Annotated in this window: 24 protein-coding genes; 12 read left to right on the top strand and 12 right to left on the bottom strand. The window is 55.5% G+C overall.

Annotation, left to right across the window (positions count from 1 at the left end; translation table 11 throughout):
• The first annotated feature begins 1 nt into the window (after position 1).
• The 5 genes from DV532_RS25500 to DV532_RS30730 all read left to right on the top strand — a co-directional run bounded on the left by DV532_RS25500 (position 2) and on the right by DV532_RS30730 (position 4064).
• On the top strand, positions 2–1900 hold the full coding sequence (locus DV532_RS25500) for an AAA family ATPase (RefSeq protein WP_082476857.1): 1899 nt from the start codon (positions 2–4) through the stop codon (positions 1898–1900).
• Entirely contained in the window at positions 1893–2795 is a 903-nt protein-coding gene (locus DV532_RS25505; protein ID WP_056799941.1) for a hypothetical protein, read from the top strand. The genes DV532_RS25500 and DV532_RS25505 overlap by 8 nt, the downstream gene beginning before the upstream one ends.
• A gap of 129 nt (positions 2796–2924) precedes the next feature.
• Positions 2925–3158: a hypothetical protein gene (locus DV532_RS25510; RefSeq protein ID WP_056799940.1), complete on the top strand. Its 234-nt coding sequence runs from the start codon at positions 2925–2927 to the stop codon at positions 3156–3158.
• 226 nt (positions 3159–3384) lie between these two features.
• Positions 3385–3669 carry a hypothetical protein gene (locus DV532_RS25515; protein WP_056799937.1) on the top strand — a complete coding sequence of 95 codons (285 nt, stop codon included), beginning with the start codon at positions 3385–3387 and terminating at the stop codon, positions 3667–3669.
• A 104-nt stretch (positions 3670–3773) separates the two neighbouring features.
• The gene (locus DV532_RS30730; RefSeq protein WP_082476855.1) at positions 3774–4064 is read left to right on the top strand and encodes a hypothetical protein; all 291 of its coding nucleotides are present in this window, start codon (positions 3774–3776) and stop codon (positions 4062–4064) included.
• Positions 4065–4478: 414 nt separating this feature from the next.
• On the opposite strand, the gene DV532_RS25520 is transcribed toward DV532_RS30730, so the two are convergent.
• Positions 4479–4913 (bottom strand): hypothetical protein, encoded by a 435-nt coding sequence (locus DV532_RS25520; protein WP_056799933.1) that lies wholly within the window; start codon positions 4911–4913, stop codon positions 4479–4481.
• A 61-nt stretch (positions 4914–4974) separates the two neighbouring features.
• Here DV532_RS25520 and DV532_RS25525 point away from each other — a divergent pair, with 61 nt between their 5' ends.
• The gene (locus DV532_RS25525) at positions 4975–5391 is read left to right on the top strand and encodes a DUF4326 domain-containing protein (protein ID WP_056799930.1); all 417 of its coding nucleotides are present in this window, start codon (positions 4975–4977) and stop codon (positions 5389–5391) included.
• Here DV532_RS25525 and DV532_RS25530 read toward each other — a convergent pair.
• The 5 genes from DV532_RS25530 to DV532_RS25550 form a co-directional block, all read right to left on the bottom strand.
• On the bottom strand, positions 5371–5952 hold the full coding sequence (locus DV532_RS25530) for a hypothetical protein (RefSeq protein ID WP_056799927.1): 582 nt from the start codon (positions 5950–5952) through the stop codon (positions 5371–5373). The two genes, DV532_RS25525 and DV532_RS25530, sit on opposite strands and share 21 nt — an antisense overlap.
• A 10-nt stretch (positions 5953–5962) precedes the next feature.
• Positions 5963–8233 (bottom strand): hypothetical protein, encoded by a 2271-nt coding sequence (locus DV532_RS25535; protein ID WP_056799923.1) that lies wholly within the window; start codon positions 8231–8233, stop codon positions 5963–5965.
• A gap of 61 nt (positions 8234–8294) precedes the next feature.
• A complete protein-coding gene (locus tag DV532_RS25540) occupies positions 8295–9413 on the bottom strand; it encodes a hypothetical protein (protein ID WP_056799920.1) in 1119 nt (372 codons plus the stop codon).
• 1 nt (position 9414) lies between these two features.
• Complete coding sequence (locus tag DV532_RS25545; RefSeq protein WP_236707510.1) at positions 9415–10806, bottom strand: hypothetical protein; 1392 nt, start codon at positions 10804–10806, stop codon at positions 9415–9417.
• Positions 10796–11482, bottom strand: a complete 687-nt coding sequence (locus DV532_RS25550) for a hypothetical protein (RefSeq protein WP_056799914.1) — start codon at positions 11480–11482, stop codon at positions 10796–10798. The genes DV532_RS25545 and DV532_RS25550 overlap by 11 nt, the downstream gene beginning before the upstream one ends.
• 72 nt (positions 11483–11554) lie before the next feature.
• Here DV532_RS25550 and DV532_RS25555 point away from each other — a divergent pair, with 72 nt between their 5' ends.
• Positions 11555–12052, top strand: a complete 498-nt coding sequence (locus DV532_RS25555; RefSeq protein WP_056799911.1) for a hypothetical protein — start codon at positions 11555–11557, stop codon at positions 12050–12052.
• On the opposite strand, the gene DV532_RS25560 is transcribed toward DV532_RS25555, so the two are convergent.
• On the bottom strand, positions 12049–12336 hold the full coding sequence (locus DV532_RS25560; RefSeq protein ID WP_056799908.1) for a hypothetical protein: 288 nt from the start codon (positions 12334–12336) through the stop codon (positions 12049–12051). The genes DV532_RS25555 and DV532_RS25560 overlap by 4 nt on opposite strands.
• Before the next feature lie 59 nt (positions 12337–12395).
• On the opposite strand from DV532_RS25560, the gene DV532_RS25565 reads away from it, so the two are divergent.
• Together DV532_RS25565 and DV532_RS25570 are read left to right on the top strand one after the other, a co-directional pair.
• Positions 12396–13022, top strand: coding sequence for a hypothetical protein (locus DV532_RS25565; protein WP_120715402.1), 627 nt, complete (start codon positions 12396–12398; stop codon positions 13020–13022).
• On the top strand, positions 13004–13948 hold the full coding sequence (locus DV532_RS25570) for a hypothetical protein (protein WP_120715403.1): 945 nt from the start codon (positions 13004–13006) through the stop codon (positions 13946–13948). The genes DV532_RS25565 and DV532_RS25570 overlap by 19 nt, the downstream gene beginning before the upstream one ends.
• A gap of 1 nt (position 13949) precedes the next feature.
• Here DV532_RS25570 and DV532_RS25575 read toward each other — a convergent pair whose 3' ends face one another.
• From DV532_RS25575 to DV532_RS25595, 5 genes are all read right to left on the bottom strand, one after another.
• Positions 13950–15161, bottom strand: a complete 1212-nt coding sequence (locus tag DV532_RS25575; protein WP_056799904.1) for a hypothetical protein — start codon at positions 15159–15161, stop codon at positions 13950–13952.
• Positions 15162–15293: 132 nt separating this feature from the next.
• Entirely contained in the window at positions 15294–15641 is a 348-nt protein-coding gene (locus DV532_RS25580; protein ID WP_256659164.1) for a hypothetical protein, read from the bottom strand.
• Between the two features lie 23 nt (positions 15642–15664).
• Positions 15665–17353, bottom strand: coding sequence for a DNA topoisomerase (locus tag DV532_RS25585; RefSeq protein ID WP_056799899.1), 1689 nt, complete (start codon positions 17351–17353; stop codon positions 15665–15667).
• A complete protein-coding gene (locus DV532_RS25590) occupies positions 17353–17841 on the bottom strand; it encodes a hypothetical protein (RefSeq protein WP_056799896.1) in 489 nt (162 codons plus the stop codon). Before DV532_RS25590 ends, DV532_RS25585 begins: the two co-directional genes overlap by 1 nt.
• Before the next feature lie 16 nt (positions 17842–17857).
• The gene (locus tag DV532_RS25595) at positions 17858–18337 is read right to left on the bottom strand and encodes a hypothetical protein (RefSeq protein ID WP_056799893.1); all 480 of its coding nucleotides are present in this window, start codon (positions 18335–18337) and stop codon (positions 17858–17860) included.
• A gap of 104 nt (positions 18338–18441) precedes the next feature.
• On the opposite strand from DV532_RS25595, the gene DV532_RS25600 reads away from it, so the two are divergent.
• Genes DV532_RS25600 through DV532_RS25610 form a run of 3 tightly spaced genes read left to right on the top strand, consistent with a single transcriptional unit; the run spans position 18442 to position 20442 of the window.
• Complete coding sequence (locus DV532_RS25600) at positions 18442–18657, top strand: hypothetical protein (protein ID WP_056799890.1); 216 nt, start codon at positions 18442–18444, stop codon at positions 18655–18657.
• An 11-nt stretch (positions 18658–18668) separates the two neighbouring features.
• Entirely contained in the window at positions 18669–19799 is a 1131-nt protein-coding gene (locus DV532_RS25605; RefSeq protein ID WP_056799889.1) for a hypothetical protein, read from the top strand.
• 10 nt (positions 19800–19809) lie between these two features.
• Positions 19810–20442: a hypothetical protein gene (locus tag DV532_RS25610; RefSeq protein ID WP_082476851.1), complete on the top strand. Its 633-nt coding sequence runs from the start codon at positions 19810–19812 to the stop codon at positions 20440–20442.
• Positions 20443–20465 lie beyond the last annotated feature (23 nt).

A 20465-nucleotide genomic window follows, 5' to 3' on the forward strand; every position in this document is an offset into this window, starting at 1 on the left:
GATGACTCTGCAGCCTACAGTGAACCCCCTCGACGAGCTGAACCTGTTGACCGCGACCGTCCAGCAGCTTTCCCGTGACGAAAGCGAGCTGAAAGGCGTGGCTCGGCAGGCCATGAACGACATGGCGCGGGTGTCGGTTGAAATCGGCGCGTGTGATGCCCTGCTGATGCGTAAAGACGACATTCAGCATGCCCTGCTGGCGCTGCAGATGAAAGTGCAGGCCAAGAACAAGGGGGTTTTCGAAGACCTGCTGACCTCCCTGATTCATGAAATCATGCCTAACAAGACCGGTGAAAAGATCGTTTTCACCAGCTCGATGCGCAACAACCTGGCGGCGCTGGATGTGGACATCCTTTCCAACGGCGATCTGGAGAACGTCAGTCGTGACCGGGGCGGCAGCATTGCCAACATCGTGGCCATGGGCCTGCGCTTCGTCGTGTTGGCGCGCCACCCCAACCGACGCGTGCTGTTTTTGGACGAAGCGGACTGCCATCTGGCTGAAATGTACATTCCGGCCTTTGCGGCGGTCATGCAGCAGCTGGCGCACCGCCTGGGCATTCAGGTGATCTACATCAGCCACAAACCCGCTGCGTACTTCTCCGGCTACTCGCGAATCATCGAGATTTACAGCGAAAATGGCAAAACCCACTCGCGTACCATCAGCGATGAGGTGGTCGATGACAGCGTCGAGTACCCTGATAACGCCCTGCGGTACATCCGCCTGAAGGACTTCGGGCCGCACGAGAACATCCTGGTGGAATTGGGCCCAGGGGTGAACGTGATCATTGGTGACAACGACCTTGGCAAGAGCAAGTTCATCACCGCCGTGTCGGAGTTGCTGGACAACGACGGCACCGAGACCCGGATTCGCCACCATCGCCCTCACTTCGAGGTGGAGATCGGGCTTGAAGAGGGCATGAGCCTGATCTGGAAATACGCCCGTAAAGGCAGTAATCGCACCAGCCTTGAGCTCAAGGACAAAAACGGGATGTGCATCGAAAGCTCGAACGCCGGCAAGGGCAAGGTGCCCGAATGGCTGCACACCTACCTGGCAATGGGGCGAATCCATGGCCAGGATATTCATGTGCATCCGCAGGATGAGCCCAAGTACCTCCTGTCGAGTCGATACACACCGATGGATCGGGCCAAGATGCTGCCACTGGGGCGTGAGTCGCGAGACGTTCAGCGCATGCTCCAGCAGTTCACCCAGCAGATCATGGATGCCCGCCAGCGCAAGGCTGCGCTGGAGATTGAGCTGAACCGGATCAAGAACCAGCTCAAGATCTTGTCGCCCTTGCTCGACGAGGCACCAGATGACGATTTGCTGTTAGGTCACGAGCAACTGATTCAGCAGTGTCAAAAAATGGCGCGTCTGGCGAAGCTGGATGCCAAGTTAAACCATGCCGAACAAGCGATCGGCATTTTGAAATCCGGAATTGAAGAGGTCAGTCGCTACTTCTTGGTGCCTGTCCAGCTGATGGAAACCCAGAAACTACAGTCATTGATTCAGGGCATTGAGCGCAACAGCCAGGTGGTCAACATCCTTAGACAGCTGCGTAGCCTGCCTGGAGCGCCGGCAGTGCCAGTGCTGCATGACTCGAACAAGCTCAAGCATCTCGGGGTTCGCTGGGGCAAGAGCATCAAGGCGATTGAAATCCTGCAGGCGGTGCACGCGCTCCTCCCCGTAGCAGCACCAACCCTCAAGGACTTGTCGGCCCAGGCTGACTTGATCAATCGCCTGGACAAAACGTCCGCTGCTGTGGACGCCTGGAAGGGCAAGATCACAGCCTGCCAGCACGAAGCAGTCGCCATCAAGGAACGCAAGGACGCCTTGATTGCGCAACTCGGTGGCATCTGCCCTACCTGCCAACAGACCATTGGAGCGCATTCCCATGCTTGAATTGAACCCGCAAAGCATTGAAACCTCCGTGATTACCGGCATGAAGGGCTTTCTTCTGGTCGGTGACCCATGGTTGGGCTCAGAGCGCCGTGTAGGGCGCGTGGACAACACCTGGGACACGTCCATGGGCAAGCTGGTGAACGCCTTCGAGATCGCTGCTGAGCGGCAGCTGCTGCCTGTTGTCCTGGGTGACCTGCTGCACGAAAACCGTGATATGGGCAAAGTGCTGGAGATCATCAATGCGGTGAAGGGGCGCCAGGCTGTTCTGGTGCCCAGGGATGGCCGCTGGCTTGACCGTAGCAAAGGGCATATCGCCGCGATTCTCCAGGCTTCGGGTTTGGCACATGTCGCCGGATACAGCGCCAAGCGTTATCAAATCCAAGTCAATGACAATGGCCAATGGCATAAGCTGGAGATGGAGTGTCACACCTCCTGGGGTGGGCACAATCGACTGGATCAGGGCAGCCGTGCCCGCGTGGTGATTCCCGCCCTGGGGATTGTTGCCGAGCCCGATTCCTCGATTCCAACCATGGAGGCCGAGCAGGGTCATACGCTCATCAAGGCAGGCCGTCTGATCCGCCTAACTGCACTGGAAGAGTCGCTTGAGGTCAATGTGTTCGCCGTCACCCAGGGGGGTGTTGAGCGCATCGCACTTAAAACTGTGCCAATCGTCTTCACCGACGCCTCAATGAGTGCCGATCAGTTCCAGCAGGGGTTGGTCAGGGATAGTCAGTTCGTCGAGCGTTTGCGTGCTTCGACCGCCGAAAGCCTTGAGGAGGAGGGAAAGGAAGGCATGATCGAACAGATCGATGCCATTTGCACGGAAATCGGTGCCGATGACTATGTTCGCACCAAGCTCTATGAGCTTTCCAAAGACGCGGCTGCAGCGGTTTGATCAACCTCCAGGGTTGACTGGGCGCGCATCATGGGGCGTACCGTAGTAACAGCATTGGTGCCCCTAATGCCAATCCGTTCACCCACAAAGGGTGCCCTCTGTAGGCACGAATACCAGCAAGGAGTCGGCATGAGTGCAAAATTGGTCATGCTGACTGCAGCGGAATTCAAATGGCTGCAACAACACCAGGCCCGGCAGTCTTCCAGCCGAACCCGATGGGGGCGACGAATCGCCCATGTCGCAATGATTGGCATTTGGTCGCTGGGGGCGCTGATTTGGCTGCAGGCATTTGAGTTTCAGCGAAATCCCGTACTGGACGAAGTTTCAGCCCCGTTGTCCTGGGTACTGGGCATCGCTCTGTGATGACCTGGCTGTAGTGCTATGCGTCACCCAATGGCCTGTAGCAAGAGTTCACCAACCCATTGTTTCTGCTCATTTTTCTCGTTGTCCGAAGCTGCCCCGAAGTTTAGGGGACGTCGTCGCTTCGTTCGCTTGCGAACGGCTCGCTTTTTGTTTTTTCGGGGTTTTTTTGCGTCCAAAATATGAGAGCATGACAAAGCGTCAATTTCGGCGCATGTAGAGATAGGTCATGATTCGAATTCTCTGGATCTTCCCAGGCATGTGGGTTTCTGGGATCTTGTACATGCTGGTTTCCCGCTATCTGGAAATGGGTCACGCTGCTGGGTTCAGTCCGGTGCTTGGGATAATGCTGACAGGTTTTTTTGGAACGATAATTGGCCTACTGAAAGTCTGGATGCGCCCTGATGCCTCGTCGAGTGGGGCTCAGGCATTGGCCGAAGAAGCCCAGGTGACTAGGGTTTTCGGCGATGAAAAGGACGATGTCGCTGAGGAGGGGGCAGCGATCCCCCGGTGACCCCGACCTGAGCTTCAGGGTGGCCTGGTCAAAGGCTCTTGATTTATTCGGTGGCTGTGCGAACATGTGGTTGCGCCAATTTAGATGTATATCGAGAATTGCTCATGCTAAAAATGCGTTGGATGATGCTCGGATTGTTCATGCCACTCACTGCGTCAGCTGCCGAGCTAAACAAGCTTGATGACAGTATGCTCTGGACTATCGCCATATGCGGGCTGATCGTCTTTGTTTGGACGAGTGCAGCAGTCTGTAGTCAAATGGGTGAGCGCACCGAATCAAGCGGTGGTCGTCGTAGCAATCAGAGCGACTCAGGTGGCGGCACAGATGCTGGTGGCTGGGGTGACGGAGGCGGTTGCGGCGGTGATGGTGGTGGCTGCGGCGGTGGCGGCGACTAAAGCCGTTAGCATCCGCGTAATGACATTTCGCCCTTTTTACAGGCGATACCAGGCCCGGTATTGCCACTGATCCTGCCAATCCTTTCGAGGTTCAAATGCCTGTGCTAGCCATTGCTGCCATATTGTTTGGCCTGTGTATCTGGGCCAACGACGCGTGGGGGTGTTTCGCGGCTTGCCGACACCAGTGTTGATTGTCGCCTTTGTTTTCTGGTTTTGCATGAGTGCGTTCTTCCTGTGGTTGAGTGCTCCCACGAAGTCCGGACACAGTGGGAACGCCCAATCCGGAGGCGATGCTGGCGGGTATTTCGCCGACACAGATGCTGGTGGTGACGGGGGCGACTAAGACGGCCCGCCTTCGCCATCACCTGGGCTGGGCGCGGGGCATGGGGCAGCCATCCTTGGCTCTCCAGACGTTCAGGCCAACTGAGCGTAGTCGTATTCGTCCTCGAATTTACGCTGTTTTTCGACGTGATCCTGCAGGGCTTTCCAGCCGGCAGATGAGATCCGGATCAACACCTCTTCATGGTGCGCCAGGTTGAAAAAGCCGCGCTCTGAAAGTGTCTGGGCCCCAGCCAGTAATTTTTGCGGGACGTCAATCATGAGAATTTCATCAGGTTTGCGCTCCACGCGATTAACCTGCCTCACGATGCTCTGCGCAACCCTCAGCTCGGTGGGAGAAAGGTCAGCCATCAGGGCCTTGTGCTGCTCCAGGCCAAAGACAATGGCTTCGTGGGCATTGCGGGCAATCACCTTGTACAACCAGGCGTCATCGGGAAAATCTGGAGCAATGGCCTTCGCGTCCCACAGGGTGGTGGTGGGGTCATAGGCAACGAACCAAGTCTCTTTCATTTTATTGTTCTCCTCGACTTATACTAATATTGTCTTCCTTGAGCACCCTTGCGGACAAGCCATGATTACCAAAGTCTCCAATATTCGCGCAAACAGCAATCACGCCATTTTCATTGGGCGCAGCCGCGACCCCTATCATTTCGGGAACCCCTTTCCGATCGGCGGTAAAAACCCTCTGCATGAAAATCAGGTGTTCGACCGTGCGGGTTGCATCCTGGCCTTCCATGACTGGCTGGCAGGAAAGCCTGGGTACGAGAAGATCGAGCAAGACCGGCGACGCTGGATCCTTGAGAACCTGGAAACATTGCGCGCCCAGACGCTGGGCTGCTTCTGCGCACCGAAAGCCTGTCACGGGGATGCCTATCGCGTATTTCTCGGTGAAATCACGTACGACGATCTGCTGGACATTGTCCAGGGTCGCCCCAAAGTTCAGGTGGCCCCGGCGCATGAAGCCCCGCTACAGGGCAGCCTCCTCTGAGCCCCTCCGACTGAGGGGGAGGTGAATATCAAGCTGGGGCGGGTTGCTCATCATCTGCCTGAACTGCTCGATCACAAGGCGCGCCCGAGGCTCTGCCAGATGGTATTCGTACCATTCAAGGGAAAGCGCACATTCACCGATGCGCTTAACCACCTCTGGCTGCGGGATATTGCACTTGTAGCGGGGGTCGGTGTTTCGGGTGAGGATGATCTCAGCATAGCCAAACTGGTCTGCCGTAAGATCGAGAATCCAGCCCTGCTCGTGTTCCAGCCAGGCATGGGCTGACCACTGCTGATTCCTGGCAAGCATGCCCCCTGACGGATAATGATCATCCACCCTGAATTCATCGACAAAAGGCACGCCCTCGCGGGGCGTCCAGCCCGTCACACCCGCCTGGGTGAACAGGTGCAAGAGGTAGGCGGTCGTCAGCAAGCACATGTTTTGCGAGAGGGGGTCTCGCAGGTGATCGGGATAATTCCGCTTGAACCAGTCCCAGTCTTCACAGAGCAGGCCCCTGATGGGCACCAGGGCGTTTTTCAGCCTAACTCTGTGAAAGATCATGGGTAGCCACTCAAGTCGGCTCAGGGGACTCTTCACGCTCCCTGCTGCGCTCGTTGCTGCGCCCCTTCGAGAACATGGCCATCATCATCTTGACGATGCTCTGGATCATGGCGATGACTTTATCCATGTGCTCCTTGGCCTGCTTGGCGCATTCGCCTACGGCACCGGGCTCCTTGGCCTTTTCATCAACTACCGAGCGCACCTTGCGCAATGACTGGTCAGCCGCCCCGACAGATTCGGCCAGTGCCGGCGAGCCTTTCTTCGCGCCGAACTTGTGGGCCTTGGTCACGTCCTCCTGCAGGGATTTCATGCTGTTGGTCAACTCGCTCCAGCCACGCAGAGTCTGGTCGGCGCTCAGCGGCTTGCCGTCAGCGTGCGTACCGGTCTCCAGCATCGAGGTCAGGCCGTTGATGTGGTTCATCTTGGCATTAATGCTGTTGGCGGTAACACCCGGATCAAAGGCATTGCGCGAGAACACACCAGGCCGAGACGACAGGCCTTTGAAGCTCGGCGTCTTGGGCAGGCCGAAACTGATATTGAACATCGGCGGGGGTGGTGGCGGCATGCCCATGCCGCCCATACCGCGTGGCATACCACCCATACCACCCATACCACCCATGCCGCTCATGCCCATGCCTGGGAAGGCGTCCTTGGGTTTGGTCGGATCTTGAGGCCGAGGAGCAGCCGCCCCTTTCGGGGCCGGAATGTGTTGGCCCGGATCAATCAAACGATCTGCTGCTGCCGCTGCCCCTGCTGCCGCTGTGCGGCGGGTTTGCGGATCTGGCTCACCTGGAATGTAGGCGTCACTGTCGGCGTCCTGGAGGGCAGGATCGTTGTTCTTTTCCTCAGCGCGTCTTTTGGCTTCTTCGATCGCCTTCGGATCCTGGGGTGCTTCGTTGATGTCCGTGCTCATACTCAATACCTCATCTGGATGAAAGCTTCCAACATCCAGGTTGTTAAGAACCAGTGTGTAGCGCCCCGAATCATCGTGAATTTTCTCAATACGAGTCGGCGCCTTGATTTTCGCCATCAGGCCGTCAGCCAGCTCCGCCTTGACGGCGTTCGCGAAGTCGCGGGGCACGTCGAGAATCCGGTTTTTGGCAATTTCGCCACGGTTCACCGAGCTCAGCACGAAATCCTTGAGCGCCCAGTCCTTGAAGCCTGCATTGCGGATCCTGATTTGGCGCAACGGGCCTGCCTCAAACTCCTTGAATGCCTTGTTGTAGCGGGCCAGGTCATAACGTTTGGCCTCCATGCAATTTCTATCCAGCGTGGCAGCTTCCTCGGCGTCAGGCTCGTGATTGGGAAAATCTGCAGGGCCTTTGCCGTCAAAATAGGCCTTGGCCCACCGATCGACATCATCAATCGATCGCTCAAAAGACTCGTCCCACTCCATGTCGAATTTCGGGTCAAGCACAGGAAATTCAGCAAGGCTTGCTGGTACTTTTTCCACCGCCTTGGCCAGTTTGATGGCTTCATCCTGCTGCAGCGCTTCGATCTGGGCACGCATTTGAAGAATGTCTTCGCGTTGCTCAAAGCGCGCATTTTCCTCCGCTGCCTGGGCGCTGAGCGCCTCTATGCTGTTACCAGCATTAGCCGCCTCCCGCGAGCTGCGCTCCAACTCCTCAATGCTTGAGCCAGGTGCGGGCGCCATGAACTGCGCTGATGCTTCCTGAAGCTTGGCATGGATGCCCGAATCACTGAGCGCCTGCATGTTCAGTTCGGCAATAACAGTCTGTAGGCCAGCGATTTTCTGGCGATGATCAGGGATTTCCCCTTTCTCAGCCATCATCCTGGCCATGTCGACACGATCCTGATCGCTCCAACGATCAATGAACAGGTTGTCGACGGTGAAGGGTGGATCATATTCCACCTGGAAATGCCGCTTGTTTTCCAGATCGTAGACGCCCTCAATGCCCGCATAGGCAAACAGCTCCTTCACGCGCTTAAAGTCGATCTTCCCCTTGTTGTCGGACAGGTAGTCAATCTGATCAAACAGCTGCGTTTCGATCTTGCGCGGCAAGTTGGCGCTTTGCACCATGCGCTCGATCTGATCCACGGCGATTTCGAGAGGCTGCTCCCCACGCGTCGAACGCAGAGGCTTGTCGGTCTCGTAGTCGTAGTAGTTCTTGATGTTCGATTCATCAATACGGGCAATCCACTGCTTGAAAAAGCGCTCCTGGTAGGGATTGCCTTTCAACAGGTTACGGAAGTAGTACGCTACGCCAATATCATAGGATTTAGGCACTTCCCACTTGGGCAGGGATTGGGGCTCACTCATGGAAGCAATCTCTCTCATTTTCTCTATCGTGAGCGATGAGCAACAGTGCCATCAAGCCCACTCACATTTTATTGGCAGGGTTGTCGATGACGCCCAGCACGTATTTGGCCAGCAACTGTTCTTTGATCAGGCTGGATTCGTACCGATCAATCATTTGGCGCAACTGAATCGACTTCATGATCGCACCTTCGCGGTTGATGGCACTGGTCGTGTAGGTGTTGTCCTGAGTAACCCTGGTCACCCAGCTTTTCCCGTCAGTTGCCAGAGCGCCTTGGTCGGTGAAACGCAGGGCTGTTTGCGCTTCAAGTGCCGTCAACTTGGAGGGTTGTCCAGGTTCAGGCGGGGTACGCATCTGAATGTGCCGGTTGATGATAGCCCCCACATCATTCACTGCGTTCTTCATCCGCAGCTCTGTCAGGATTTCCTGAGGTTCGGTGGGGTCGGTCGGATTGAAACGCACGTACGGAGGGTAGGTGACATACGCATACGTCTGGGCCATTTCCAGGTCTTCGGGGCTGAATTGCGGGTTGTAGTTGCCCATGGGCATGAGAAGCCGAGGGTCGCTCGCCAATTCGCCTTTGCCCGCATCCCCCCAGGCCTTGATTTTGTCAAAAGTGGCGATCTGTTTGGCCAGATAAGCCGCATAGTTCTTCTGTGATTCAGTGAGCGTCGCTGATGCACCGGACGTTGACGCACTGGTGACCAGCCCGGTAATCCCCTGGCCTACGCTTTTGGCCTTGGCGTACAGCCCAACCACGTTTCCTGACACGGTGTCGATCACGTCTTGATAGGTGTCCAGCACCGAGCTGTCGCCACATGCCAGGTCGGAAATAGCAGTGCCATTGATGGTTGTCGTGCAGGCGTCGCGGGTCGGCAGTGATCGCTCCAGCTGGCGCTTGTTATGAATGTCGGTAAGCACCTGATTCATGCGCGCTACGGTGTTGGCCACACCATTGTTCATCGCCATGATCGAGCTGTCTTTGCCCGTGTGGTACATTTGCATTATCGAATCGAGGTGTGCATATTCGATCGCCGCATGCATCTGCGTTTGAATGTCTTCATAAATCTGCTGGGCCAGCTTTGCGTAATCGTTCACTGGGATCAAGAAGGCGTTGGCTCCCAGTGACAGCACCAAGCAGCCAAGACCCAGCGTGTTACGCATCTTGCGCTTGAAATTCATGTTAATCCTCCGGAAGCTGTTCGCTGCGCGACATGATCAATGAATCGGAAATCGCCCAGATCCAGGCCAGGTGATGTTTGGCCTTGTCTCTGACACGATCGAATGAAAGGGTGATGTCCTGAAGCGGTAAGTTACCCTCATTCAGCCGATCCTTCAATTTTTCCTCAAACCGAGAAAAATCCATATGCTCATGCTGTGCCAGATAGGTTTCTTTGTCTTCATCGGACATGGCGCTGATTTTATCGATCAGGTCAGCTCCCGCATCTTCCCATGCCTCCGACATTTGGCTGTCGATGTGCGCAAGATAATTGGATTTCCACCGAGCAGCCTCATCCGGGAGTAAGTCCGGAATCTTGGTGTTGTCGAGGTAACCTTTTGCGAGGGTGCGAACGCGCTCAATCAGGGCCTGAGCGTCCTCGTCTTCATATCCCATGTCCAGCGACTCAAATGAGTTTTCAAACAAGGGTAGCGGCATTCCGGGATCACTAGGCAGATACTCGATCGGCTCCAGCTCTTCCATCACGCATTCACGATAGGCTTTTTCCGCAGCGTCCAGGCAATGGGGCAGGGCGCTGCTGAAGAGATTCTCCTTGTCGGAAATCTGGGAGCGCTTGCTCCAGCTGTACGCCACGTCTTTCGCCAGGATCAGGGCAATTTTCGACAGCTCCCTGAGGACATCTTTCGGCTCGTGCGCACACCACAGGCCATCCAGTCGCGACTGGGTTTTCAATGTCGCGGTAAACAGTGCCAGCTTGATCACGAGGTTGCCGTCACCGGTGGCATTTTCAGCCATTGAGTTCTCAAAATCACTGCTCTCCAGCACCCATTGCTGTGCAACCTGAACCAGGCCGCTTAGGGTCTCAATGGGGGTGTCCACGTACAGACTGGCCAGGTTTTTGGCCAGGGCCCTGCGCATGTAACGCAGCAAGATGTCCTGGCTGTCGGCGTTGTTGGCCGTCAAGCACAAATCCACCAAGCTCAGGTGCTCCTTGCACTTCTGGGCGACCACCTGCTTCAAATCATCATCACTGAGGTGCGGGTTGCGTCGACGTTCACCCACATACAGAGGGGCTGCTTCAGTCATGGCCTGCAAAAACCCCTGCAGCGCACGGTAATACTGGATGCGACCCTGCCCCTGATCCAGCGGCTTGGACTCAGTGGAGGGTTTTGGCTTCGGGGTTTCCAGCTTGGGCTGCTCGCGCCAGTTGGCGGGCGCGCGTTCGCGCTCTAAGGCGCGCAGACGCTCGCGCTCACGCACCCGGCGCACAAAGTGGTCATTGCTGCTGTCACTGCTCTCATCGGCGTCATTGAATCCTTTCTCCAGGTTATCCACCATGGAGATGGGATCATCGTCATCATCGTGACTACGACCGGAACCGCGATTAGAGGCCATCTACACCACCCTCCAGGCCTGCCAGGCGCTCGAAGCGCTGGCGCTGCAATTGCTCCATCTCGAAGGCCTTCTCGCGAGCCTTGTTCAAAGCCAGGAGCGGCTCCGCTTCCATCAGCATGCCTTGCAAGTCGGACAAGGCGACCATGTTTGCATCCAGAAGCGGCAGGCCTTGGCCATCCTGATATTCCTGGGTGATCTTGAACAGACCGTGGATGACCATGTTGTGTGGCTTGATTTTCACCAGCTTTTGTTTGGGGTCAATCTCGAAGGTGTCACCGATCGCACGATCCAGAATCATGCCCATCAAGCCACGGGTCAAGGTGTCCAGGGTCGCCACCTCGCGCTCCTGGCTTTGCTGGATATTGATGTCGGTTTGCTGATCGAAACTCAAGTCTTCGAAGTGCTGAATGATCATTCCGCACGGTGATTCGTTGCTGACCAAATAGCACGCATTGGGGAAAAGCCGCACGCCATACACAAGAATCGCAATCTCCTCGGCGCGCATGGCCAGTCGAGATAGCAGTACGCCGGGGTGAGTTACCACCTCAACCGGGTGTTTTTCGTTGTCCACATCGACCTTGTACGAGCTCATGTTCAGGCGCGCCATTGAGGCGTTGAAGGCTTCGCGTATGTCTTCGATCGATTCGATCGCAATAGCTCGGGGGTCGTTTGACATGATACAACCTTGCTTTGTTTTTTCTTTGATTCTAATATCTACCCATTCAATAAACAAGAAAATAGATAGCTCATGGCCAGAGATAACAACCCGCTTGAGGGGAAAACCCCTGAAGAGACCTTGCTGCTCAACCTTGGGCATGAGATTCTGAATTTTCGGAGTGATTTTCCAAAAAACTCGTTGAAGCATACCTTTGTGCTTAGCCCTTATGGCTCTTCCATGTTTGGACTCATGCCCTCGAACGGACAGGTGTATTTGGGCATACCCAAGCGATTTTACGAGAAATTCAAATCCGCGAAGTGGCTCTATGCTGCGCGGGTGACGGGGCAATCGGGCTTGTTTTTGGTGATGCAAATCGGTTCAGGGGAAAGTGCCCACCCGATTGGCCTCAGGATTTTTGTCCGGCTGATGCGACTCGATGCCCTGGGGGACGAGATCAAGATGCTCCGGGCAGTACCGATGGACAAGAAGGGCATCACCCGTGAAAACGATCTGCTGCAAGGCTTCAATTTGAAATTGATGCAGGTTAGTCGCTATGTCTGGGAGTTCTCCGAGAACGACGACTTCTAGGGGGCTTCGATCATCTCCACGCTGATCAGCCAGGCTTCTCCGCTGCCCCCGATGTTGCCAATCCAGAAGTCGGCACCTTGGGTAACGTATGCCAGCAGTGCGTGCGGCATTTGGAATTGAATGGAGCGCCCTGTGCCTAGCATGAGGGTCATTGCGCCATGTTCAATGGCGGCGGTCACAGGCATGTCCTGCGCATCGACCAGATCGGTGAAAAAACCGCAGCGAGGTTTCCCGGTTTCCTCGTCGACACCGATAAAGGTTAGATGAGAGTCCAGGGTGATCATGGGGTTTATTTCTCCGATTCGCAGGGTACACAATCAAGTATGACGTCCAGGTGATCAAGATGAAAGCCAAAGATCTGCTTCGCAACGCGATTGTGCTTAAGACGCAGGGCCAAAAAGGCCTCTCCGATCGCCTAACCAGCCTTGTGCGAGACATTGAGTTCAAGGGATTGTCGACCCTGGCTGCCTATGTCATGGCTTTGGTGGACAATGAGCGAGACCCGGTTGTTGGCCTAATGCGTCAGGCCAGCACGGACGAAATGGTGCGAAAGAAGCTGCTTGGCAACGCCATTTTGAAAATGTCCACCTTTAATAAAGTCCTGAACATGCGATTCGCCGTCCCAGGCACACTGCTGATGGACGCGGACGACCCAGCACTGGCAGACATTGTTGCGGTGCTTCCACCCAAGCTGATCAAGGACGTTCGCTTTAAAAACCCTCATCTTGACCGGTTTGACGAAGTGCTCACTGCCACATTCCGTTGGTCGGCTACCTGGAAAGCCTGTCGCAGTACGCCAAGGATCATCACCTCTACAAGCGCGCTCAAGCCGAGCTCCACCACGAGATTGGACAGGGCAAGAACTACAATTCCTTCGCGAGGATGGCCTTTCTGCGGCATGAGCAGCAGGACGAGTGTGCCCATTCATTTCGATTTGAAGGCGAGGATGGCTTGCGCTTCGCCGCACTGAAATTTTCGCCAAAATCTGTAGAGGCTTTTGCCCACACCTGGTACCCCCAGGATATCGCCAAAACCTATCTGTTCGGACATGAGCTGGGCCATTGCCTGACCTCAAGCGTGCTTCACGGCGAATCGTATGATCAGTTTGTTAGCGATGGCAATCGTGACAACCTGACGTTTCGCGAAGAGCTTTTTGCCGACATCTACTCCGCATGCCTTATGGCCAAGATCACTGGCTCCTGGGACTTCCTGCCATTGTGCATCCTGCCGTTCAGGGCTTCTGGCAGTGTGACCCACAATACCTTTGATGTGATGCAAAGCCTTCCAAAGTCCGGGGTTGATCCGAAATCATTCCAGGCGCTAAGTGATCGTGATCTGGTGATGGCTGCAGAGAATATCTACCGTGAGTTTGCTCATAGTGCCATGAGTACGCGGCACAAGCCTTTGCAGGATGCGGCAGCGTTGATGATCACCTATTCCCATCGAGGGGATCTGCACAGCGCGCAAGCCTTTGAGAATTCGCTGCGCACGGCAATCACCGCCGTTGGGGTCACCTCGACTGCAGATAATCAGCAGCTGGTAGTTCAGTTCATGATGAAGCGTGTTCAGGCTGAAATTGACCTGATCGGCATGCGAGGTCAGATGGGTATCTCATCGCAATGGATACGCGAGAGCTTGCTGCACCTTTCCACCACCATTGATGCCAGCGGTAACGCCTGGGCCGCCAATAACCTGGGCAGAATTGCTGGCCTGGAGGATGACGCCATGCGATCTGAAATGATGACCATTATGTCCGATCAGGCGCTTTCCTCGTTGGAAAACTACGAGCAGACGGCCATGTCGATCGAGGTATTCTGGGAGGATTGGGGCAGGGATGAGTTGAAAATGGGTCGAAAGCCGGGCCCTATCGCTGAGGAAAGGGCCCTCGATCACTGAATCAGCCGAAGATTTTCAGAATGCGCTCACTAACGGCGGCGATGTTGGCTGCCAGCGCGGACATCGACTTGGCCAACTCCACAGCATCCTTGCGATACGACTCGTTTTGCAGGCGAAGATTCTGCGTCTTTTCATCGAACATCCGCGAAATCAAGCGGTTGAATTCCAGCATATCCTCACCACTCAGGCTCATGGAGTCCGCCGACTGGGACGGTTTCTCAGCCAGTTTCTGAGCCCGTTTTTGTGGTGCTGGCGCCGGGGCCGGCATGGCTGCTGGTTGTGCACCACTTTGCCCAGCTTCTGCTGCGCGGCGTTCAAGCTCCGCCTTCGATGGGCGACCGGGTCTGCGTCTTGTTGCTACCGGTTCGGTGAGCTCCAAGACAGGAGCAGCCTGTTGTCCGGCATCGACCTGTGTATTTGTGGCGGTACCAGCCGAGGCTGCTTCTGCGGCCCGGCGCTCGGCCAGCTCCTTGTTGGAAGGGCGACCGGGTCTGCGCTTGGTTGGGGTGGCGGTGACCCCTTCACTTGAAGCAGGAGCTGCTGCAGCGGCGACGGCTTTGACAGATTCCGGCTTGGGCAGTGCCTCGAAGAACGATTTTGGGAACTCAGTACGGCCTTTTTCGGTGAGTTTGAAGGTCATCTCATCCATGATTTTGTCCTGGATGACCAGTTCATTGGCAATGAGGTCGCCCAAAATGGCCTCATGACCATCAATTGCCATCAATTCTTCTTCGCGGCGCGTTTTGGTATTGAGCAATTGCAGTATTTGAAGGCGCGGCTCCAGGGGGGAGGGTGATCCGACTGGCGCGCCAGCCTGGGCAGTATTGGCCGAAGAAGCCGCCTGTTTCTGGCGCGAGCCTTGCTTGATATCCACCACCTTTTGGCCTTTGCCCGCTTTACTCGCAGGCGCGGCTTTCGACCCGGCTTTGGCAGCGTTTTTCGAGGCAGCTTTTGGGGCGGCTTTTGCGGCAGCTTTCGGGGCCGGCGCGGCGCTCAGCTGGAATTTTGCAGCGCCTTCAGCCATTTCAAACTTGGGTGGGCCGGGCTCAGCGCTGTTGGTCGCAATCAGGCCTTCCTTGAGCATCTGGTTAAGCGGAATGTTGACCTTGTTGCGCAAAGTGCCCAGCGACTTGGCGATTTCCTCAGCGGTCAAGGGGGTTTTCGATTTGGACAGGGCACCCAGAATGTCTTGGTGGGTAGCAGTGATATTCATGATGAGACTCCGTCGTACTCGATTTGGTGTGTTGCCGAGGCACGCTATGTTTGATGGAGCATAGAATGGCGCCGGAAACGCAAATTATCAAGTACTCGGAGACTCAAACGGTAAATAAGTGTCAAAAAAACCCTATTTCTTTTGCGCTTTTTTCACATTGCGCGGTTTTTTCATCAGGGTCTGGCGGTTTTTCAGCACCAGGTCGATGAACCCCGCCAAGGGCACCTGGTTCTTCAGCGGCAAGCTCAGTTTTTCGTAGATGCTTTCGCCGAATGCGGTCATCGAAGCATCATCCAGCAATGCCTGGGAAACCTCTTCTTTGCTTCTGGCCTTGATCAGGGTATTTACTTCTTTGAGGATCTGGCTGCTCAGTCTGATGTTGGCCATACCGCCATTGGCCAGGGCTCTGGCCGCACTCATAACACCCATTTTCTTATCTACCTTTCTGTTTTTATTAGGGTTTGTGAAGTATGTAGTCAACCCAGTTTTTCGTCAATAAGCATTTAAATCGGTGATGGCGAATTGTCCAGATCGGTGTGGCCAGGCGCCGGTTCGGCGACCACTTCGACCGAGTGTTGGGGCGGAGTTGCCGGAGCAGGAGAGTGTCCTTTGCTTTTGCCAGTGCTGCCGAGCGGCGCCTGCTTCAAGACCTTCCAGGCCGATTGCAAGCGGGCATCGATTGAAAGTCCAGGGGCCTTTTGCGTCAACACCTCTTCGATTTTGACAGCCACCAGGGGCTTGACCAATTCAGGGGAGCGCTCGGCCACAAGCTTGAGCATCAATTGCCCGCGCCCGTTAACCACGCCATAGCGATCCAGGTAGTTATGGGCAGTTTTTTGCGCATGAATCTTGATGGTCGAGGGTCTGCCGAGCTCCTCCCTGACCAACCTTTCCATCACCACATGCCCCACCTCGTGACGCCAGAGTGAAACGCCAGCCTGGTGAGTGTCTGCAGGTCGCGCCAACTCATTTCTCAGGGGGTGCTTGAGGTCGCCAATGGCATCAGTGTCACGCACAAATTCCAGGCTGCCCTTCCAGGATCGTAAGACATGCTCCCATCGCCGCCCGTCGTCATTGAGCTGAAGCTTGCCCGTTTCACGGGTAAACACCTCTCCCGGCTCCCCCAAGCGCATGCTGTGCATGGCAATGACGCGCAAGACAGCTTCGTCGGTAGAAAGGCTGCTGGTTGGAATGCTGGAGTCGGGAACATCTTCGACCATGGGCATGACTGCTTCGTGGGCTTCGTAGGAGCGGGCCAGCTTCTCCCCTTGCCGAAAAGCAGCCACCTCTCGGTCGAATGGTCTGCTGTAGACCTGCGCCATCCTTTCGGCCCAGCGCATACTGACTTCCCCCAGTTTTCGGCTGTCAGAGCGCGGGTAGCTGAGCTTCCCCTTTTCATAATTGCGCTGAAGTGACTCCAATACCGAATTGAGGGGTTCTTTCAACGATCTGCAGCAAAGCGACAATGCCTCTGGGCCGGTGAGGGGTTTGCACTCAAAGACCTGCTGCTCCTGGCGGGAAACTTCAATCACCGGGGTGGGCAGCGCATGCAGGAGACCAAGCACCGTCTCGGCGTGCACCGATTGCGTGGTAGGGAGGCGCATGATCGCATGCCAGCCATCTGGCAATGCCTTGTCAATCACCACTGCTTCAGCAGGGTCATCCTGTAAACTCCTGACTATGGGCGTTGTGATGCGCCCCATACTCATGCGCCACTTGTCATCCTCAGCTGTCAGCATGAAACCCAAGTGACGATCGAATAAGCGCCGGGCTTTGGCCGCACATACCCGGTCGGCATCAATTCGCATCCGATTGATCTCTGCTTGCTCAACATGCTCGGCAGAAAACCCCACCAGGTGCACTCGGTCGACAATTTGATCCTTCAGGCACAGGTGGGCCACCTGGCTGGCGATGAGCTCCCCCTCGATATCGCTATCCGTGGCAATCAGGACTTCATCCGCCGATTCAATGAGCCCTTTGAGCTTGCGAATCTGATCGGGTCGCTTGGCTTGCCAGGCAACAATGTGAGGGTTGTTTGGGTCGAGCGCCAGCCGATCTTCGGGCAAGTCATAGAGCCGGCCATAAGTGGCAAGGATCCTGTCGTGTAGGAACCCTGCATCCTTCAGTGCGGCACGTAATGAATCAACCTTGCCGGGTGCCTCGATGACCCAGATCCGGTTTTTTCTCATCATTATTGGCCCGCATTTGCAGCCGCATTCCTGATTTGTTCGGTCACCATGTCACCAATGTTGGTATTGCCACTGTTGATGACGTCGATGCCGCCAACTTGCTGCGACTTGTTGTTGATACCGTTAACGGTGTCGTTCATTGCGCCACGGATCGACGAGTTGACAGTGTCTACCATGGAGCCAGTGACAGCCTTGACGATGGAACAGGCGTTGATTCCACCACCAGTGATCGAACCGAAATCAGGCAGGCCAGGTAGCTGCAAACCGAGGTCGCATCCGCCATCCGCATTCACATAAACAAACGGGTTGTTGGCCAGGCTGGCGTCGGTGTTGATGCCAACACAGGAGTCCTTGATCAGGTTGCCGAATACAGCGTTGGCTTTGTCGATGTAGGTCTGGCATGCCCCGGCTGACGCAGGCTCTGCATTGAAGAGCGTCAATGCGCCGCAAAGCGAGATCAGGGCGGTGAGTTTCAGTGAGATCTGTTTCATGTCAGTAAATCCCTAATCAGTTGGACTTCAAAGGCCATTGAGAGTGCATGCCGATGACCTTTCTCACCCTCATCATCGTGGCAATACGCTCGACCAGCTGCTTGGCCAAATCGTAGTGAGGATGGTCAATGACATTGTTGGTAATATTGGTTGCTTCGAGGTAGCACAAGGTGCCCCAGCCGATCGGACTGTCCCCCGCCTGATGATTCAGCCAGTGAATGGCGAACACGCAGGTGCCGAAGGGCATACTTACAAGCAGAGGGATCAATTTCACCAGGACATCCTGGCTCTTTTCATCAATGGGCAATTGGGCAACGCGGGGCAGTGCGTGGGCCATGCGGATGAAAAGCTCGGGAAGCTCCTTGAAATTGTAGGTGAACGTCTCTTTCTTCTCGAACATCAGGATGCAGGCCCGAGCGTCAGGCTGCATGGATCCCCAAAACTCGGCGACAGCCTCCGGGGAGAACAAGGTTGGTGCGGCGGAAATTGAGTCCATGACGACCTCTTGGCCATTCTTTTTTTCATATATTGACTGATTGACGGGTAAATAGCCACCCCGTATGATCATCAATATAAGAATAAATAAGTAGCGGTGGGCCCATGTCTAGCCTCGTCCTTGCAAGCTTCCCAGCCTTTCCCTATACCCTCGAAGAAGTCGCCTCACCCGACGCGAGCTATAGCGGCAGATCGCACAATCTCGAAACCATCAAAGAATCTCTCGTTGGCTTGAACAAGTATTTCGAGTCCTTTTGCCGTGAGCGTCAGGTTGCCGATCTGAGCAGAAACCTGAACCTAGGCATCGAACTGGCCCAGTGATAGGAATCCTCATGAAAACCCTGAAAAAATACAAGATGCGTGGGCTAGTGGCGGCCATGGCTGTAACGGGCATGCTGTCTACCCAGATGGCGAATGCACTGCTGCCTACAACCGACCCGGCGCTCCTGGCGCAGGCCATTTCGGCGAACATTCAGCGTGCTTTCGAGTGGGCAAAAGACGAGGCCATGCAGCTTGCGCAAATGGATTTAATGGGCGCTCTTTCGGCATTAGAAATAGACTCGCTGAACAACGGGTTCGCCAACATGATTGCCCGCTTCGGCAAAACCCAGCAGGATATCCAGAATACCGAGCAGCTGGAGAAATCGGTACCCGCCCAGGACGCCTGTCAAACTGTCACGGTTTCCAACATCCTGAACGATGCCTTGTGCGCCTCCGACAGTCAGGTAGAAATCATGGAAGCGACCCGCAAGGCCATTTCGGACATGAGCCGGGGTAAACCAGTGGGGAATACCGGCAAGGGGCCGACTGTCGAAGATGTTCAAGAAATACAGGTGAAGCAGTCGATTCAGACGCTTGAGGTCTGCAAAGGCCTGGTGGATGCCAAGGGCAACTCCCTGTGTGAAAAACCCTCGTTGGCAATCAGCCCGCCTGGTGGTCAACTGGACGCCAATGAATACAAGGCGGTGATGATTCAGAACGAGCTGGCCGCCAACGCCATCACCCCTGTTGTGGCCCTGTCTGCAGGGTTTGGGGTGGAAACCGGTACCTACAAGCAGGCCAAACTGCAGGATGATCGTCGAGAGAACGTGCGCAAATTGGCGCTGGCTTCGCTGGATGAGGTGACCATCATTCGCGATGGTACCCTGGAAGCCGATGGGCAGACCCGCAAACCGGGTGAATTGTTTGCCATGCAGAAATTCGCTGACGACCGCTTCGGCAGTGCCGACTGGCTTTGCCAGATAACCAACTCCTGTGCCAACAAATCAGCGAACAGCGGTTATGTGTCGCCGGATGAGCTCCAGAAACGTGCCGCAGAAATGGATGCGTTCATGCTCCATCTCTCCGTACAGCAATACAAGCAGTCCCTGCGTCAGGAACAGTTGATGGCAAACTTGGTGTTGATGAACCTGGATCCCGTCAAAAACAACGCAGACACCGCATCCGCACGCTCATCGAAGTGAAACTAATGCCATGAAAACAACAAAAAATACCCCTTGGCTGGCCGCAATGGCACTCTTCCCCGGTTTTGCCAATGCTGCTGATGTGGACACGGTTGGCCAATTGAGCTCCCTGTTTTCAGTGGTGCTCGGCCTCGCTTCCTTCCTTGGCGTGCTGCTTTTCGCCAATGGCCTGATGGCCGTGTATCAGTCGCAAACCGGGCGCAGCAACAAAACCATTGGGCAAGCGCTCATCCACATGTTCGTCGGCACCTTCATGTTATCGGTAGGCTGGGTCTACGGCCTGATGAGAGCCTCATTTGTGAGCGCCAATGCAACCGGCGTCAGCTATGAAGGACGGGGCACCCTGGCGTTGGACTCAGCCGCCATCTCGGCGGGCAATGCGGCAGCTGCCACCGGCTTTGGCAAGTTCATGCCAGCACAGACATTGCAGGCGGTCTTCGCCTTCGTCTTCCTGGTTGGGCTTATGGCCTTTGTCCATGGCATCTATCTGCTGAGAAACATTGGTGCCGATGGCGGTAGTCCGGACATGAAACGCGCCTGCATTTACCGAATTTTCGGTGGGCTCGTGTGTATGAACATCACCTGGTTCAGCTGCCTGATTGGCGGAATTCTAGGCATTGAAGCCATGTGCTTTGGAGAGTGACAATGGGCTTGTTCAACGAACTA

Source organism: Pseudomonas sp. Leaf58 (genome assembly GCF_003627215.1).
GTDB lineage: Bacteria > Pseudomonadota > Gammaproteobacteria > Pseudomonadales > Pseudomonadaceae > Aquipseudomonas.